This is a genomic window from Streptomyces sp. NPDC006733 (genome assembly GCF_040636125.1).
Lineage (GTDB): Bacteria > Actinomycetota > Actinomycetes > Streptomycetales > Streptomycetaceae > Actinacidiphila.
In genome coordinates, this window is the sequence record NZ_JBEYJD010000042.1 from 38,711 (window position 1) to 54,130 (window position 15,420).

15 protein-coding genes are annotated in these 15,420 nt (G+C 73.6%); 4 read left to right on the plus strand and 11 right to left on the minus strand.

Annotation, left to right across the window (positions count from 1 at the left end; all coding sequences use genetic code 11):
* Positions 1–117 precede the first annotated feature (117 nt).
* Positions 118–630 (plus strand): ATP-binding protein, encoded by a 513-nt coding sequence (locus ABZ721_RS31100; RefSeq protein ID WP_358792097.1) that lies wholly within the window; start codon positions 118–120, stop codon positions 628–630.
* Between the two features lie 72 nt (positions 631–702).
* On the opposite strand, the gene dapC is transcribed toward ABZ721_RS31100, so the two are convergent.
* Positions 703–1,800 carry a succinyldiaminopimelate transaminase gene (gene dapC / locus ABZ721_RS31105; protein WP_358792098.1) on the minus strand — a complete coding sequence of 366 codons (1,098 nt, stop codon included), beginning with the start codon at positions 1,798–1,800 and terminating at the stop codon, positions 703–705.
* A gap of 88 nt (positions 1,801–1,888) precedes the next feature.
* Positions 1,889–2,209, minus strand: a complete 321-nt coding sequence (fdxA, locus tag ABZ721_RS31110) for a ferredoxin (protein ID WP_003985062.1) — start codon at positions 2,207–2,209, stop codon at positions 1,889–1,891.
* A gap of 114 nt (positions 2,210–2,323) precedes the next feature.
* On the opposite strand from fdxA, the gene ABZ721_RS31115 reads away from it, so the two are divergent.
* Positions 2,324–3,331 (plus strand): GNAT family N-acetyltransferase, encoded by a 1,008-nt coding sequence (locus tag ABZ721_RS31115; RefSeq protein WP_358792131.1) that lies wholly within the window; start codon positions 2,324–2,326, stop codon positions 3,329–3,331.
* On the plus strand, positions 3,328–4,152 hold the full coding sequence (locus ABZ721_RS31120) for a transglutaminase-like domain-containing protein (protein ID WP_358792099.1): 825 nt from the start codon (positions 3,328–3,330) through the stop codon (positions 4,150–4,152). The genes ABZ721_RS31115 and ABZ721_RS31120 overlap by 4 nt, the downstream gene beginning before the upstream one ends.
* A 16-nt stretch (positions 4,153–4,168) precedes the next feature.
* Here the strand turns inward: ABZ721_RS31120 and ABZ721_RS31125 are convergent, their stop codons facing one another.
* The 8 genes from ABZ721_RS31125 to ABZ721_RS31160 all read right to left on the minus strand — a co-directional run bounded on the left by ABZ721_RS31125 (position 4,169) and on the right by ABZ721_RS31160 (position 11,658).
* Positions 4,169–4,807: a response regulator transcription factor gene (locus tag ABZ721_RS31125; RefSeq protein ID WP_358792100.1), complete on the minus strand. Its 639-nt coding sequence runs from the start codon at positions 4,805–4,807 to the stop codon at positions 4,169–4,171.
* 83 nt (positions 4,808–4,890) lie between these two features.
* Positions 4,891–6,084: a sensor histidine kinase gene (locus ABZ721_RS31130; protein WP_358792132.1), complete on the minus strand. Its 1,194-nt coding sequence runs from the start codon at positions 6,082–6,084 to the stop codon at positions 4,891–4,893.
* Between the two features lie 79 nt (positions 6,085–6,163).
* Positions 6,164–6,904: an ABC transporter permease gene (locus ABZ721_RS31135; RefSeq protein ID WP_358792101.1), complete on the minus strand. Its 741-nt coding sequence runs from the start codon at positions 6,902–6,904 to the stop codon at positions 6,164–6,166.
* Positions 6,901–7,857 (minus strand): ABC transporter ATP-binding protein, encoded by a 957-nt coding sequence (locus ABZ721_RS31140; protein WP_358792102.1) that lies wholly within the window; start codon positions 7,855–7,857, stop codon positions 6,901–6,903. The genes ABZ721_RS31135 and ABZ721_RS31140 overlap by 4 nt, the downstream gene beginning before the upstream one ends.
* A gap of 106 nt (positions 7,858–7,963) precedes the next feature.
* Positions 7,964–9,835, minus strand: coding sequence for a hypothetical protein (locus ABZ721_RS31145; RefSeq protein ID WP_358792103.1), 1,872 nt, complete (start codon positions 9,833–9,835; stop codon positions 7,964–7,966).
* 335 nt (positions 9,836–10,170) lie between these two features.
* Positions 10,171–10,590: a DUF6113 family protein gene (locus tag ABZ721_RS31150; RefSeq protein ID WP_358792104.1), complete on the minus strand. Its 420-nt coding sequence runs from the start codon at positions 10,588–10,590 to the stop codon at positions 10,171–10,173.
* Positions 10,587–11,447, minus strand: coding sequence for an N-acetyl-1-D-myo-inositol-2-amino-2-deoxy-alpha-D-glucopyranoside deacetylase (mshB, locus tag ABZ721_RS31155; RefSeq protein ID WP_358792105.1), 861 nt, complete (start codon positions 11,445–11,447; stop codon positions 10,587–10,589). The genes ABZ721_RS31150 and mshB overlap by 4 nt, the downstream gene beginning before the upstream one ends.
* Positions 11,448–11,463: 16 nt before the next feature.
* Positions 11,464–11,658 carry a hypothetical protein gene (locus ABZ721_RS31160; protein WP_269271241.1) on the minus strand — a complete coding sequence of 65 codons (195 nt, stop codon included), beginning with the start codon at positions 11,656–11,658 and terminating at the stop codon, positions 11,464–11,466.
* A gap of 193 nt (positions 11,659–11,851) precedes the next feature.
* Between ABZ721_RS31160 and ABZ721_RS31165 the strand changes: the two genes are divergently transcribed.
* Positions 11,852–13,972 carry a prolyl oligopeptidase family serine peptidase gene (locus ABZ721_RS31165; protein WP_358792106.1) on the plus strand — a complete coding sequence of 707 codons (2,121 nt, stop codon included), beginning with the start codon at positions 11,852–11,854 and terminating at the stop codon, positions 13,970–13,972.
* 30 nt (positions 13,973–14,002) lie between these two features.
* Here the strand turns inward: ABZ721_RS31165 and ABZ721_RS31170 are convergent, their stop codons facing one another.
* Positions 14,003–15,046, minus strand: coding sequence for a hypothetical protein (locus ABZ721_RS31170; protein WP_358792107.1), 1,044 nt, complete (start codon positions 15,044–15,046; stop codon positions 14,003–14,005).
* Between the last annotated feature and the right edge of the window lie 374 nt (positions 15,047–15,420).

Consider the following 15,420-nt stretch of genomic DNA (forward strand, 5'->3'; position numbering starts at 1 on the left):
ATGCGACGCATTGCCAACTCTTTACCTCGAACGGCCGCAACCTTCGGGCTCCTGGAGCGGTAGTCAGCACGTCCGCCCGGCGGACACGTCCTCTCCCCCCTCCGTAAAAGGAGCACCATGTCCCTCCCCCTTTCGCGTCGGATCGCCCGTGCCGCCCTCCTGATCGGCGCGGCCGCGGCACCCCTGCTGGGCGCCGGCGCCGCTTCGGCCGCCGCGCTGCCGCAGACGGCTGACCTGGGTGGACTGACCAACCTTGACGGCGCGGGCCTCGGCAACAGCCTCGACAGCGCCTCCCAGCAGGCCAGCGGCGTGGCCACCGAGGCCGGCACCCGGACCGTGCAGACGGCCGTCCCGGCCGCGGGCCGGACCGTCGGCACCACCGGCAAGACCGCCGCCCCGGCCGCCCAGAAGGCCGCGGGCGACGCCGCCGGCTCCACCGGCAACCTCCTCGGCTCGACCGCCCAGTCCGTGGGCGAGGCCGGCCTGCCCGCCGCCGAGACCCTCCCGGTCTCCGGGCTGCCCGGCGGCCCCTCGCTCCCGTCGGCGAGCACCCTGCCGGTCAACTCCCTCCCGACCAGCGGGCTGCCGACGAACGCGCTGCCGACCAACGGCCTGCCGCTCGTCGGCTGAGCACGGCACGGACACGCGGAAGGGCCCCGGGGAGCGCGCGCTCCCCGGGGCCCTTCCCGTCGTCCGGGGCCGTCAGGCCAGCCGGCGCACCGCTTCGTCGACCCGCTCGTCGAGCGCGGTGAACGCGACCCGGACGAAGTGCGCGCCCGCCGGGCCGTAGAACTCGCCGGGCGCGACCAGGATGCCCCGCTTGGCCAGGTCGCCCACGGTGTCCCAGCAGGACTCGCCGCGCGTCGCCCACAGGTAGAGGCTGGCCTCGCTGTGCTCGATCCGGAACCCGGCGGCCTCGAAGGCGGTCCGCAGCACGGCCCGCCGCCGGGCGTAGCGCTCCTTCTGCACGAGGGCGTGCTCGGTGTCGCCCAGCGCGGCGATCATCGCGGCCTGCACCGGCGCCGGAACGATCATGCCGGTGTGCTTGCGCACCCCCAGCAGCTCCTTCACGACGGCGGCGTCACCGGCCAGGAACGCCCCCCGGTACCCGGCGAAGTTCGAGCGCTTGGAGAGCGAGTGGACGGCGATCAGCCCCTCGTGGCTGCCGCCGCACACGTCCGGGTGCAGGACGGAGACCGGCTCGGCGTCCCAGCCCAGCTCGATGTAGCACTCGTCGGAGACGACGAGGATGCCGTGCTCGCGCGCCCACTCCACGACGCGGCGCAGCTCGGCGGCGTCCAGCACCCGGCCCGTCGGGTTCGACGGGGTGTTGAGCCAGAGCAGCCGGACGCGCGCCGGGTCCAGGTCGGCGACCGGGTCGGCGTACGTCACCGGCTCGGCGCGGGCGACGAGCGCCCCGATCTCGTACGTCGGGTAGGCCAGCTCCGGGTAGGCGACCTGGTCGCCCTCGCGCAGCCCCAGCAGCGTCGGCAGCCAGCCCACCAGCTCCTTGGAGCCGATCAGCGGCAGCACGTCGGCCGGATCGGCGCCCGCGATGCCGAGCCGGTCGCGCAGGTACTGCGCGATGGCGTCCCGCAGCGATCCGGTGCCGTACGTCAGCGGGTAGCCGGGGCTGTCCGCCGCGGCGGACAGCGCCCTGCGGATCACGGCCGGGACCGGGTCCACGGGGGTGCCCACCGAGAGGTCGACGATGCCGTCGGCGTGGGCGGCGGCCGCGGCCTTGTACGGCTCTAGCCGGTCCCAGGGGAAGACGGGGAGACGGTCGGAGACTGGCGCCACGCTGGTGCTCGCTTTCCTGGACGTGGGAACGACGGCGGTCCCGTACGGAAGCCTCCCCGTACGGGACCGACGCGACGTGCGGTCTTGATCAGCCGTTCTGCGGAGGCAGCGCGGCGATGAAGGGGTGGTCCCGCTCGATCAGCCCGAGCTTCGAGGCGCCACCGGGCGATCCGAGCTCGTCGAAGAACTCCACATTCGCCTTGTAGTAGTCCTTCCACTCCTCCGGGGTGTCGTCCTCGTAGAAGATGGCCTCGACCGGGCAGACCGGCTCACAGGCGCCGCAGTCGACGCATTCGTCCGGGTGGATGTACAAGGACCTGGAGCCCTCGTAGATGCAGTCGACCGGGCACTCTTCGATACACGCCTTGTCCTTGACGTCGACACAAGGCTGCGCGATGACGTAGGTCACGCTGTCGTTCCTCCTCGGTAGGGCTCATCTCGCGCGGGAGCGCGGCGTCGTCGATGCCCGCCCCTAGTATCTCCGTTCCTGGGCATGAGACGAACAAGAGGGGCACTGATGACTATGGATTTTGCCGCCACAGGACGGCTCGTGGTCCGCATCAGCCCTGCTGACGTGGGAAAACGTGTTTCCGTACGGCGAGTACTGGAGATCGCTGACGGGCAGCCTACGTTCAGCGACACCCTCGGTGTTCTCGCATCGTGGGATCGCGGCGTGGTGTGCGTCACTCGCCGGGACGGCGAAACCGTCCGGATCGAGGAGTCCGCGCTGGTCGCGGGCAAAGTGGTGCCCCCCGCTCCGGTTCGCCGCAGCGCCCGGGTGGTTCCGGCCGAACTCCAGGAGGCGGCCTCGCGCGCCTGGCCGGCGCCGGAGCAGGAACGGCTCGGGGAGTGGACGCTCAGGGCGACGGAGAGGAAGGTGCGCGGAGCGCTTCCTCAGAAGGGTGGAGGGCGACGGGAGGGCTTCACCCGGCGCGCCAACTCCGTCCTCGCGCACGGTGATCCCCAGGTGCCGCTGGACGAGGCGCTGGAGCGCGTCGTGCGCTGGTACGGCGAGCGCGGCACGACCCCGTACCTCCAGGTGCTCGACGACACGCCGCTCGCCGCCGAACTCGACCGGCGCGGCTGGCTCCGCGAGGCCGACACCCTGGTCCGCACCGCGCCGCTGGCCCCGCTCGCGGAGCTGCCCGGCGCGGACGCCGTCTCCCTGAGCCGGGAGCCGGGCGATACCTGGCTCGCCTCGTACCACCGCACGGGTGACCTGGCGGAGCAGGCGCTCGCCGTCGTGCTCGGCGGGCCCTCCGTCTGGTTCGCCACCGCGCCCGGGGCGATCGGGCGCGCCGTGGTGGACGGCCGGTGGGCGCTGTTCGGGGCGGTCGAGGTCGAGCCGGCCTACCGGCGCACCGGGCTCGCCACCGCGGTGATGGCCGCGCTGGCCCGCCGGGCGGTCGAGGAGGGCGCGTCCTTCGCGTACCTCCAGGTGGAGGCGGACAACGACGCCGCGCGCGAGCTGTACGACCGGCTGGGCTTCACCACCCACCACGGCTACCACTACCGCCGGCCGTCGACATGACCGGCCGGTGGCGTGAGCGCTTCGCGGAGGCGGCCCGCGAGGAGCGGCCCGACCTCGCCGAGCTGTGCCTGCTGATCGGCGCGGAGGCCGACCCGGACTTCGGGCAGCACGGCCTGGACGCGGCGCAGATCGAACTCGACCGGCTGGCCGGGATGCTGCCCTACGGCCTCACGACGGCCGACGACTGGGCCCACGCGCTGTCCGCGCTGCTCGGCGGCACCTGCGGCTTCGCCGGGCTGCCCGCGGACTACGGGCGGCTGGAGTCCTCGCTGCTGCACGAGGTGCTGCGGCGGCGGCGCGGCCTGCCGATCCTGCTGTCGGTGGTCTGGATCGAGGTCGGCCGGCGGGCCGGCGCCCCGGTCTACGGGGTGGCGCTGCCCGGCCACTTCGTCGTCGGACTGGGCGATCCCGCCGGGCACTTCGTGCTCGCCGACCCGTTCCGCGGCGGCCGGGTCCTCACCTCCGACGACACCGAGCTGCTCGTCGCGGGCGCGACCGGCGCCCCGCCGACGCCGGGCATGCTGGTGCCGGCCGACCCGCTCGACATCGTGCTGCGGGTGCTCAACAACATCCGCGCCTGGGCGGCCGCCCGGCCGGAGGAGACCGGTGTGCAGCTGTGGGCGGTCGAGCTGGCCCTGCTGCTCCCCCGCCACCCGGCCCGGCTGCGCTACGAACGCGCCCAGCTCCTCGTCCGGAGGGGCGACTTCCTCCAGGGGGCGTCCGAGATGGAGGCCTACGCGGAGATGCTGAAGGGGATCGATCCGCAGACCTCGCAGACCATCCGGCGGCAGGCCAGGTCGGCCCGCGCCCAGCTGAACTGAGGCGCGGGCGCCCGGCTCAGAGCCAGCCCTTCTCGCGGGCGATGCGCACCGCCTCGGCCCGGTTGCGGGCGCCGGTCTTCTGGATCGCCGTCGAGAGGTAGTTGCGGACCGTGCCCTCGGAGAGCAGCAGGCTCCGCGCGACCTCCGCGTTGACCGCGCCGTCGGCCGCCGCCCGCAGCACGTCGCGCTCCCGGGCGGTCAGCGGGTCGGCGCCGTCGGCCAGCGCCGCCGCCGCGAGCGCCGGGTCGATGACGCGCTCCCCGCGCAGCACCCGCCGGACGGCGTCGGCCAGCTGGGCGGCCGGGGCGTCCTTGACGAGGAACGCCTCGGCCCCGGACTCCATCGCGCGCCGCAGGTAGCCGGGGCGGCCGAAGGTCGTCACGATCACGATCCTCACGTCCGGCAGTTCCGCGCGCAGCAGCGCCGCCGCCTCGATCCCGGTCAGGCCGGGCATCTCGATGTCGAGCAGCGCCACGTCGGGCCGGTGCGCGCGGGCCGCCGCCAGCACCTCGTCGCCCCGGGCGACCTGGACGACGACCTCGATGTCGTCCTCCAGCCCCAGCAGCGTGGCCAGCGCCTCCCGCACCATCGACTGGTCGTCGGCGAGCAGGACTCGTACGTTCCGCGCGGGGGCCCCGCCGCTGGCCTCGTTCATACCGCCAGGGTAGGGCCGCACCGGCCGCGGGCCCGTCGCAGCCTCGCGCTCCCCGTGCCGGGGCCGCCGTCCCCGTGCCGGGGTCAGAGCAGGGGCGGGGCCGTCTCCACGGGGGTGCGGCGCGGCACGCTCGCGCTCAGCGCGAAGCCGGTGGGGGCCGCCGGGCCGGTGGAGAGACTGCCGCCGGCGAGCAGCAGGCGCTCCTCCAGGCCGGACAGGCCGTTGCCGGGGCCGCCGGGGCCGCCGGCCGGCCCGTGGCCGTTGTCCGTGACGGTGAGGACGACGGTGCCGGCGGCGCCGTCGGACCGCTCGTCGAGCGTGACCACGCAGCGGGTCGCGCGGCTGTGCCGGATGACGTTGGTGATCGCCTCGCGCAGCGCCCAGGCCAGCGCGCCCTCGGTGTCGGGTGCCAGCGCCGGCGGGGCCGATCCGTCCTCCCGCGCCGCCGCGGCGGGCGGCAGCTCCACGGGGAGCTCGGCGGTGATCCCGGCGGCGGCCAGCGCGGTGCGGGCGCCCGCCAGCTCGGTGGCCAGCGTGGGGCGTCGGTAGCCGCTCACCGCCTCCCGGACGTCGACGAGCGCCTGGCGGCTGACCTTCTCGATGTCGGCGACCTGCTGCGCGGCGTCCTCCGGGCGGTCCGGCAGCATCCGGCCGGCCAGCTCGCTCTTGAGCGTGATCAGCGAGAGCGAGTGGCCGAGCAGGTCGTGCAGGTCGCGGGCGAGCCGCAGCCGCTCCTCGGTCGCGGCGAGCTGCGCCACGGTCTCCCGCGCCTCGCGCAGCGCGCGCATCGTCTGGACGAGGTGCCTGATGCCCACCATCGCGAAGCCACCGAGCAGGCACGGGATCAGCAGTGCGGGAAAGAGCTCCCCCGCGGTGTCGACGAAGGAGCCGACGAGGGCGAGCGCGCCCGTGACGGCCGGGATCAGCCAGCGGGACCACCGCGCCGGCAGCACCGCACCGCAGACCACCGCGACGTAGACGAAGAGCACCAGCCAGGGCTTGCCGAGGGTGGTGGAGGTGGCCACCGCCAGGACGGCGAGGCCGCCCAGCACCCAGTGCACCCAGCGCTCCTGCTCCTCGGTGTTGGTGCGCAGGAAGACCAGCGCCAGGTAGGCGACGACGAAGCCCGCGAGGCCCAGCGAGGCGAGCACGACCACGGCGGTGCCGTGGCCGCCGTGCACCAGGTCGTCCAGCGGGGCGCCCAGGTAGAGCATCCAGATGGAGATCCACAGCAGCTTGACCACCGCCTGCCGGCGGTTCTCGGGCGCGCGGCCCATGGAGGTGGAGTCGGCGGCCTCCACCTCGTCGCGCCACGCGGCACGGTCACCCTCGGCAGGCTTCATGGGTTTCACGGTGTCACGCCTTCTGGGTGTCCTTGCGGTACAGGTAGGCCGCGCCGCCCGCGAACACCAGCAGATAGACCAGCAGGATCGCGATGTCCTTCAGGTGCGGGGCGTCACCGAGCTCGACCGCCTGGCCGAGCGCCGCGTACGGCCGGGCCGGCAGGTACTGGGCGATGTTCTGCATCCACTGCGGGAAGGACGTGAAGGGCACCCACAGGCCGCCGAGCAGCGCCAGTGCGAAGTAGGCGATCATCGAGATCGGCCGCGCGACGTCGGCGGACGCGACGTAGCCGATGGCCACCCCGAGCGCCGCGAAGACGAAGCTGCCCGCCCAACTGCACAGCAGGAGTGCGACCCACTGCCAGGCGTCGAGCCGCACCTGCTTCACGGCGGCACCGACGATCATGACGAGCAGGATCGACGGCAGGCTGATGGTGGCCGCCGAGGCGATCTTCGCGGTGACGTAGCCCCGGCCCGGCAGCGCGGTCAGCCGCAGCTGGCGCACCCAGCCCTTCTCGCGCTCCCGGGCGATCCGCTCGGCGTTGCCCATCAGGACGGCCGTCATGGCGCCGAACGCGGACATCGCGACCATGAAGTACGCGACCGTCGACAGATCGGTGCCGGGCAGCTTCTCGTGGGGGTCGGTGCCCGCCGTGATGATCAGGAAGAGCAGCGGCGGGTAGATCACCGAGAAGAACATGAACTTCTTGTTGCGCAGGACGCGCAGGATCTCCAGCTTGACCAGGGTCTTCATCGTTCTTCCGCCTCCTCGGCGGACGCCGCGTCGGTGATGGCGAGGAACGCCTGCTCCAGGCCGAGCCCCGCGACTTCGAGGTTGCGGGGGTAGAGCCCCAGGCCGTAGACGGCGTGCACCGTCGCGTCGGCGTCGTCGGAGCGCATCCGGACGGTGCTCCCGGACACCTCGACGCCCACCAGGTGCGGCAGCGCCCGCAGCGCCGGCTCGTCGATCGCGCCCTGCAGGTCGAAGGTGATCCGGCGGGCACCGGCGCGCGCCTTGATCTCGGCCGCGGTGCCGTCGGCGATGAGCCGGCCGCGGTGCAGCACCAGGACGCGGTCCGCGATCGCGTCCGCCTCCTCCAGGTAGTGGGTGGCGAAGAGCACCGTGCGGCCCTCGTCGACCCGGCGGCGCATCGTCGCCCAGAACGCCTGGCGGGCGGTGACGTCCATCCCGACGGTCGGCTCGTCGAGCACGATCAGGTCGTTGTCGCCCGCGGTGGCGAGCGCGAAGCGCACCCGCTGCTCCTGGCCGCCGGAGAGCTTGTTGACCTTGCGGTCGGAGATCTCGGAGATGTCGGCGGTGGCCAGCACCTCGTCCACCGGGTAGGCGCGGGGGTGCAGCGCGCAGGCGAGGGAGATGATCTCCCGGACCGTCACGTCCTCCATGAGACCGCCGCTCTGCAGCATCGCGCCGACCCTCCCCTGCGCGATGGCCTGCGCCGGGGTGGTGCCGAAGACCTCGACGGTGCCGGAGTCGGGGTTGCGCAGCCCGAGCAGCAGGTCGAGGGCGGAGGACTTGCCGGCCCCGTTGGGACCGAGCAGCGCCACGGTCTCGCCGGGGTGCAGGGTCAAGGTGAGGTCGGCGACAGCGTGCACAGGGCCGAAGCTCTTGTTCACGCCGCTGAATCCGACCACGGGTTCGCCGGTGGCGGGCCCGCCGGTCGTGGTCTGTGCGGCTGGTGCGGTCATGCCGCGAGCCTCGCGGACCGGCGGGGTCCCGCGGCAGTGCCGGACATCGTGTCTTCCGCATGACAGATGTCATGCGGGAGCACGGTGCCCGGCGCCGCCGGGGCCGCTACTTCGCGAGGTGCGGGATGACCACGGTCTTCTTCGACTGCTCGGACGACTTCAGCGCCGGCAGCATCGCGTCGGCGACGTCCTGCGGGGTGACGGGGGTCTTCGTCCCGTTGTCCCGCACCACGAGCGCGCCGCTGTACATCTTGCCGTACAGCCCCTTGAGGACGGCCAGGTCGAAGGTGGGCTGGAGCTTGCCGTCGGCGTCCGCGACCATCGTCAGGAACTTGGGCAGCGACTTGTTCGGGCCGAACGGGACCTTGTGCGTGCTGTCGGTCTTCACCGTGACGGTCCCGGCCATCGCCGTCTTGCCGAAGCCGGCGATCGCCTCGTCGAGCTGGGCCTGGGTGACCTTCGGCTGCACCGTCGTCGAGTTCAGCTCCACCGGCTGGTCGCGGCCGGTCTCGGCGCGCGTCCGGTACGCCTCGGTGATCTTCTTCATCGACCCGTCGACGTCGACGGCCTGCCGCGGGGTGCCCGGCACGGCGACGGCCTTGCCGTTGACGAACTTGACCATGCCCTCGGAGCCGGAGCCGCCGCCCGCCTGCTTGGACAGGTTCTGCAGCGCGGACTTGAGCTTCTCGTCGTCCTCGATCATCACCGGTTCCGCCGGCCGCGCCCCGCCGAGGAGCGACCCGATCACCGAGACCGGGTTGTAGTCGGTGTGCGCGACGGAGCGGACGGTGGCCAGGTTGTCGATGGACAGGCCCGCCACCGACGGCTTGAGCTCCAGCACCTTGCCGCCGACCTTCACCTTGATCGGGGCGGTGGTGCGGGAGCCGAGCTTCGCATCGAGCGCCTTGACGGCCTCGTCACGGGACTTCCCGCCGATGTCGACGCCGAGCACGGTGGTGCCCTTGGGCACTTCCGCGTGGTTCATCAGCAGGCCGGCGCCGTAGGCGACGCCCACGAGGAAGACCAGCAGGCCGCCCGCCAGCAGCACCTTGGAGCGGCCCTTGGGCGCCGGGGCGCTGTCCGCCTCGAAGCGGTAGGAGTTCTCGTCGGCGGCCGGGGGCTTCGGCGTCCTGGGTCCCGCGGGCACCGTCGGGATGCCGCTGACCAGCGTGTCGCCCGAGACGCGGCCACCGGGGGAACCGGGCGCGGCCGGGGCGCCGGGGGGCGCGGCGGCAGCACCGGGGGCGCCCGGGGCGGCCTGGCTCGCGAGGGGCAGCCGCGCGGTACCGGTCACCGGTCCTGTGGTGGGTCCGGCCGGTCCGGCCGGTCCCTGCGGGGAGTCGCCCGCGGGCGGCCGGTAGCCGGGGAAGGGCGTGGCGCGGTCGCCGGGGGCTCCGTCCGGTCCGAACGGCGGGCCGTTGAACTCGGGGTCGGAGTAGTTGCGGTCGGCGTAGGAGGGGTCGCCGAAGGCGGGGTCCTGCGGCGCCAGCGGGTTGGTGCCGGGCCACGGGGTGTCGTCCCGGTTCACGGGGACGCTCCCCGCGCCGCCGAGCGGCGTGCCCATCGGCGGCGCCAGGTACGGGCCCGCCGTGGGCTGTCCGGCGGCCGGCTGCCCGGACGCCTGCTGTCCGGCGGCCTGCTGGGCGCCGGCCTGCTGCCCGCCGGCCGGTCCGCTGCCGTTCGCCGCCGGGGGCGGCGTCGCGCCGGGCGCGGGGGGCGGCGGCGCCGCGGCCTTGCGCGGGGCGAACCAGTCGCTGGTCCGCTCCCCTCCGGCGGGCGCCTCCGGCTCCGGCTCCGGTTCCGGCGCCGGCTCGGCGGCCGGCGCGGGCGGCGGCACCGCGTTCCAACTGGACGCCGGGCGGGCCGGGTCGGCCTCGGCGGGCGGCTCCACGGGGGCGCGGTCCTCGACGGGGGTGCGCATGACCAGCGGCGGGATCGGCCGGGACCCGGGGATGTTGATCCGGATCCGGGTGGTCATCGTGGTCTCGGTCCTGGGCTCCTCGGCAGCCGGCGGCACCGGTGCCTCGGGCGCGGCGTCGCCGTCCTGCGACCCCTCCTGCGGGTGCAGCGACGGAAACGGGCGGGTTCCGTACGGCGGGGTCCCCGACGGGTACGCGGCGCCGCCGCGACCCCCCTGGTTCCCGGAGGACGAACTGTCAGTTTCACGACTCAAAGCAGGCTCTCCCGGTTAGCTTCGCCACCTCACGGCCATCCTCAGGCGGCTCGCCAGCGCGCACCACCATACTGGGCGGTGCCGGAGCGATCCCCGTGACCGGGGCAACGCTCGCCCCTCAGCAGACCATGGAGTGCGGGTCAGCCGCCAAGTCGGGCGTCATTAGCCGCGGATGAGGGCAATTGCGGCAAAATGGAGCAGACCACTCCCGCGAGCACCCCGCCCAACAGGTAGATGTACGGGCCGATACCGGCAGCGAAGAGGAAGTCGCCCTCGGGCCGCGCCGAGCTGAGCATCATCACGGTGACCAGCCACACAGCGCCCGGAACCGCCACCCCCAGCCGGGTCCCGGTGAGCTTCACACCGCCGAGGAACAGCGCCGCGACGCCCGCCAGCGCGAGCAGCAGCCCGCCGGGGAACCAGCCGGCCTGGACCAGCGCGCCCGCCCCGCCGACCGGCGCGGCGAGCACCCCGAGCACGACGTACGCCACGATCCGCGCCGTGCGGCCCAGCGGCTGCGACGGCTCCGGGACGGGGGCGGCGCCCTTGCCCGCGCTCATGCCCGCACCCCGGCGAAGAGGTCGTCCTCGCGCTCCGCGCCCGCGGTGCCGCGGGCCAGCGTGTAGTACTCGGTGGCGAAGAGCGGCTGCCCGAGGTCGTTGGAGAGGGCGAAGAACGGGCCGTCCACGGCGATCTGGGTGAGGTGCGCGCGCATCGCGGCGGCCTTGCGCTCCGCGTAGCCGGTCCCGTCGATCACGGCCGTCACGTCCGCGTCGTCCACCACGCCCGGTACGTCGTCGACCGAGGCGATCCCCTCGAAGGGGATGGCCCGGCCCGCCGCCCGGAGAGCGGCGAAGCCCTCCTCGACCACGGAGCGCGGTACGCAGTTCCAGTAGGTCTTCTCGATGCCGAACCCCTCGGCCGCGGCCAGCTCGGCCGCGCGCATCGCGACGCGGTGCGCCTGGATGTGGTCGGGGTGCCCGTAGCCGCCGTTCGGGTCGTAGGCGACCAGGACCTGCGGCCGGACCTCGCGGATGACGTCCACGAGATGGCCGGCGGCCTCGTCCAGGTCGGCCTGCCAGAAGCAGTCCGGGTGCTCGTTCTGGACGACGCCCATCATCCCCGAGTCGCGGTAGCGGCCCGCCCCGCCCAGGAAGCGGTGATCGGTGACGCCCAGCTCCCGCATCGCGTCGGCGAGCTCCCCGACGCGGTGCCGGCCGAGGGTGTCGTCGCGGTCCGCGGCCAGGTGTGCGAGGCCGGTCGGGATGACCTCGCCCTCTTCGCCGAGGGTGCAGGTCACGAGGGTGACGTGGGCGCCCTCCGCGACGTACTTGGCCATCGTCGCGCCATTGTTGATCGACTCGTCGTCCGGGTGGGCGTGGACGAGCAGCAGCCGCCTGGGAGGGAGATCGCTCATGGAGAGAGCGTAAGCCTCAGAACTTGAAGCCCCCGATCATGCCCGCGACGCTCGTCGTGAACTGCTGGATGGTCGGGGCCGCGGACGAGCTCGCCAAGTAGAAGCCGAGCAGGACACAGACCACCGCATGACCGCCTTTGAGCCCAGACTTCTTGACCAGCAGGGCCACGACGATCAGCAGTAGCAGCACCGCCGAAATCGAAAGCGCCACAACGGCTCACCTCCCAGGTACGCAGGGGCACGACGACACTTGCCAGTTGCTACTAACCCTTACCCACACACGGCGACTGATCATAACTTTCCGTGCCACCGCATATCTCGGTGCACGGAAGCACACGGGGGCGCATAGCCGGTTTTCCGCCAGAGCCGGTGAGCCCCGCTACAGGCGGCCTAGGGTCGGTGCCATGACTGAAGAGCTCTCGTTCCCCCGCCAGCACGCCCGCACCCAGCGCCTGTCGCTGGGCGCGCCCCGGGCGTTCACCGTCTCGCCGGACGGGGAGCGCGTGACGTTCCTGCGGTCCCGGTCCGGGACCGACGCGTCGAACCTGCTGTGGGTCCTGGACCCGGAGTCCGGCCAGGAGCGGGTCGCCGCGGACCCGGCGGAGCTGCTCGCGGGGGCCGGCGAGGAGCTCTCCGCGCAGGAGCGGGCGCGGCGCGAGCGCAGCCGCGAGGGGTCGTCGGGCGTGGTCGGCTACGCGGTGGACCGGGCCGTGGAGCTGGCGGCGTTCGCGCTCTCCGGGCGGCTGTTCGTGGCCGAGCTGCGGGCCGGGACGGCGCGCGAGCTGTCCACCGCGGGCCCCGTCGTCGACCCCCGGCCGTCGCCCGACGGCCGCCGCGTGGCGTACGTGGCGGAGGGCGCGCTCCGCGTCGTCGACGCCGACGGCGGCAACGACCGGGCGCTCGCGGAGCCGGACGGCGACGAGGTGACGTGGGGGCTGGCGGAGTTCATCGCGCAGGAGGAGATGTCGCGCAGCCGCGGCTTCTGGTGGTCGCCGGACGGCGAGCGGCTGCTGGCCGCCCGGGTCGACGAGACCCCCGTGCAGCGCTGGTGGATCGCCGACCCGGCCCACCCGTACCGCCGTCCGGCCGAGATCGCCTATCCGGCGGCCGGCACGGCCAACGCCCTGGTGTCGCTGGCCCTGGTCGGGCTCGACGGCTCCCGGGTGGACGTGGAGTGGGACCGGGAGCGCTACCCGTACCTCGCCCAGGTGCACTGGTCGGCGGCCGGCCCGCCCGTCCTGCTCGTCCAGGCCCGTGACCAGCGCAGCCAGCTCTTCCTGAGCGTCGACCCCGGCTCCGGCCGCACGCATCCGCTGCACGCGGAGGAAGATCAGGATTGGCTTGATCTTTTCGCTGGGGTGCCGGCCTGGACGCCGGACGGGAAGCTGGTCCGGATCGCCGAGGAGGCCGGGGCGCGCGTCCTGGTCGTCGGCGACCGCCCGCTGACCGGCGCGCAGCTGCACGTCCGGGCGGTGCTCGACATCGCCGGGGACGACGTCCTGGTCTCGGCGTCGGCCGGCGCCGCGGCGGAGCACCCCGAGATCGGGGAGATCCACGTCTACCGGGTGGGCGAGCGCGGCGTCACCCGGGTGTCGGACGAGCCGGGCGTGCACTCGGCGGTGCGCTCCGGGGCGCTGACGGTGCTCACCTCCGCGACGCTGGAGACCCCCGGCGCCAGGACCCGGGTGCTGCGGGACGACAAGCCCGTCGCCGCCGTCGCCTCGCACGCGCAGCAGCCGGCGCTGCGCGCGGTCGTCCGGCTGACCGAGGCGGGCGAACGGCGGATCCCGGCGGCGGTCCTGCTGCCGACCGGCTACCGGGAGGGCGACGGGCCGCTGCCGGTGCTCATGGACCCGTACGGCGGGCCGCACGGCCAGCGCGTGGTCGCCGCGCACAACGCCCACCTGGTCTCGCAGTGGTTCGCCGACCAGGGCTTCGCGGTGATCGTCGCGGACGGCCGCGGGACGCCGGGCCGCTCCCCCGCCTGGGAGAAGGCCGTCGTCCGCGACCTCGCCGGGGTGACACTGAACGACCAGGTCGAGGCGTTGCACGCGCTGGCCGGGGAGTACCCGCTGGACCTGGAGCGGGTCGGCATCCGCGGCTGGTCGTACGGCGGCTACCTCTCCGCGCTCGCCGTGCTGCGCCGCCCCGACGTGTTCCACGCCGGGGTCGTCGGCGCGCCCGTCACCGATCTGCGGCTGTACGACACCCACTACCAGGAGCGCTATCTCGGCCACCCGGACGAGCAGCCCGAGGTGTACGCCGCCAACTCCGTCGTCACCGACGAGGGGCTGTCCGGCGCCGCGGAGCAGGTCCGGCCGATGATGATCATCCACGGGCTCGCGGACGACAACGTCCTGGTGGCGCACTCGCTGCGGCTCTCCTCCGCGCTGCTGGCGGCCGGCCGGCCGCACGAGGTGCTGCCGCTCTCCGGAGTCACGCACATGACCCCGCAGGAGGAGGTCGCGGAGAACCTGCTGCTGCTCCAGGTCGCGTTCCTCAAGCGGACGCTGGGCGTGGCCTGACCCGGGCGGCCGGGCCCGCCGGCGCCGCCCCTACCAACTGGGCGGCGTCTGCGGGCGCGGCGGCGCGTTCGGCGGGTACTCCGGCGGCAGCGGCGGCGGGCTGCCGAACGGCGACCGGCCGTACGGGGCGTCGTTGTACGGCGCGGGCGCGGGCGGCGTGCCCCAGGCTCCGTACTGCCCGCCGGGGGCGCCCGGCGGGCCCCAGGCGCCCGGCACCGGCGGCCGGTCGGTGCCGCGCAGCGCGAGCAGCAGGATGATCAGGAGCCCGGCGACGACCTCCGCGAGGGACGTCAGCTGCTGCAGGATGTCGGGCGTCCTGATGTCGTCGAACTCGAAGAGCAGCTTCTGCTTGGAGTAGACGTTCAGCGTGTACACGGCATAGGCGAGCAGCACCCAGCCGAGCGCCGTGCCCAGCGGGCGCGCCATCGGCTTCCTGGCGAACGCCTGCACCGCGGCGACCACGCACAGCAGGGCCGTCGCCCAGTCGATCCAGAATCCCGGAGCGGCGAGCAGGATGCCGGACGGCTGCTGCCCGCTGAACTGCCGCCAGTACGAGAAGGGCCCCATCCGGTCCGAGGTGAACCGGTCGATGTAGTACGCCTCCCAGGCGACGGCCACCAGCGCGAGGAGCATCAGCAGCAGCCCGGCGACCACCGCGGGCCCGGTGCGCGGCGGGGCGGGCGGCGGGCCGTCGGCAGGCGAGAGGACCAGGCGGCGTCCCGCGGCGGCGATGACGATGAGCGCCACGGAGGCGATGAGCGCGCCGATCGCGGTGTACAGCGCGCGGTCCCGCAGAGGGAGCCCCTCGGTGATGTCCTCGGTCAGGATCCACAGCAGCGGGAGCCGGTAGAGGAAGGTGAGCAGCCCGGCGGCCACGAAGGCGCCGGCGGCGCTCGGCCGCGCGGCCGCCACCAGGGCGCCCAGATAGACGACCACCAGCACCAGGTCCGTGATGGACGTGCCGAGGAGCGCGTGCCCCTGGCCCGCGAAAATGCGACCGATCCAGCTCAGCAATGTGTCCTTGAAACCGACATTGCCGATGTCGCGGCCCATCCAAACGATCTCTGTTGCCATAAGAACGACACAAATGATCCCGCCCGCAACCCGCGCTCCGCGCGCGAGAACTCTGCCCTGATACAAGGCCGTCTCCCCCCAGGCACACCGATCCCATAGATATACCCGCACATCAGGGAGGGGAACAGGCTTTCCCTGGACGACAGTCGGCCGAAAGCACCGCGGACGCCGCCGGCAGGCCCATGGCGGCGCCCGTCCGTACGCTGCTCAGAGTGCTACGTCCGTATATCGGTGTTGCGACAGTCGAGTTGCTTACGTGTAAACGCGTTTGATGCGTATAGATCCCCAATTGCCGCCCGCAGAGGATCACTGTCAAGCACGCGACCGCAGCAATCTGCACAATCTTCGCCCAAGAAGAGGCACTGGGCTCTTTC

Bases quoted from the DNA above. Each gene is read 5' to 3' on its own strand.
- ABZ721_RS31135 (WP_358792101.1), bottom strand. From the start codon at position 6,904: ATGAAGACCCTGGTCAAGCTGGAGATCCTGCGCGTCCTGCGCAACAAG.
- ABZ721_RS31140 (WP_358792102.1), bottom strand. From the start codon at position 7,857: ATGACCGCACCAGCCGCACAGACCACGACCGGCGGGCCCGCCACCGGC.
- ABZ721_RS31150 (WP_358792104.1), bottom strand. From the start codon at position 10,590: ATGAGCGCGGGCAAGGGCGCCGCCCCCGTCCCGGAGCCGTCGCAGCCG.
- ABZ721_RS31120 (WP_358792099.1), top strand. From the start codon at position 3,328: ATGACCGGCCGGTGGCGTGAGCGCTTCGCGGAGGCGGCCCGCGAGGAG.
- ABZ721_RS31145 (WP_358792103.1), bottom strand. From the start codon at position 9,835: ATGACCACCCGGATCCGGATCAACATCCCCGGGTCCCGGCCGATCCCG.
- ABZ721_RS31100 (WP_358792097.1), top strand. From the start codon at position 118: ATGTCCCTCCCCCTTTCGCGTCGGATCGCCCGTGCCGCCCTCCTGATC.
- ABZ721_RS31130 (WP_358792132.1), bottom strand. From the start codon at position 6,084: ATGGGCCGCGCGCCCGAGAACCGCCGGCAGGCGGTGGTCAAGCTGCTG.
- ABZ721_RS31170 (WP_358792107.1), bottom strand. From the start codon at position 15,046: ATGGCAACAGAGATCGTTTGGATGGGCCGCGACATCGGCAATGTCGGT.
- ABZ721_RS31165 (WP_358792106.1), top strand. From the start codon at position 11,852: ATGACTGAAGAGCTCTCGTTCCCCCGCCAGCACGCCCGCACCCAGCGC.
- ABZ721_RS31125 (WP_358792100.1), bottom strand. From the start codon at position 4,807: ATGAACGAGGCCAGCGGCGGGGCCCCCGCGCGGAACGTACGAGTCCTG.
- mshB (WP_358792105.1), bottom strand. From the start codon at position 11,447: ATGAGCGATCTCCCTCCCAGGCGGCTGCTGCTCGTCCACGCCCACCCG.
- ABZ721_RS31115 (WP_358792131.1), top strand. From the start codon at position 2,324: ATGGATTTTGCCGCCACAGGACGGCTCGTGGTCCGCATCAGCCCTGCT.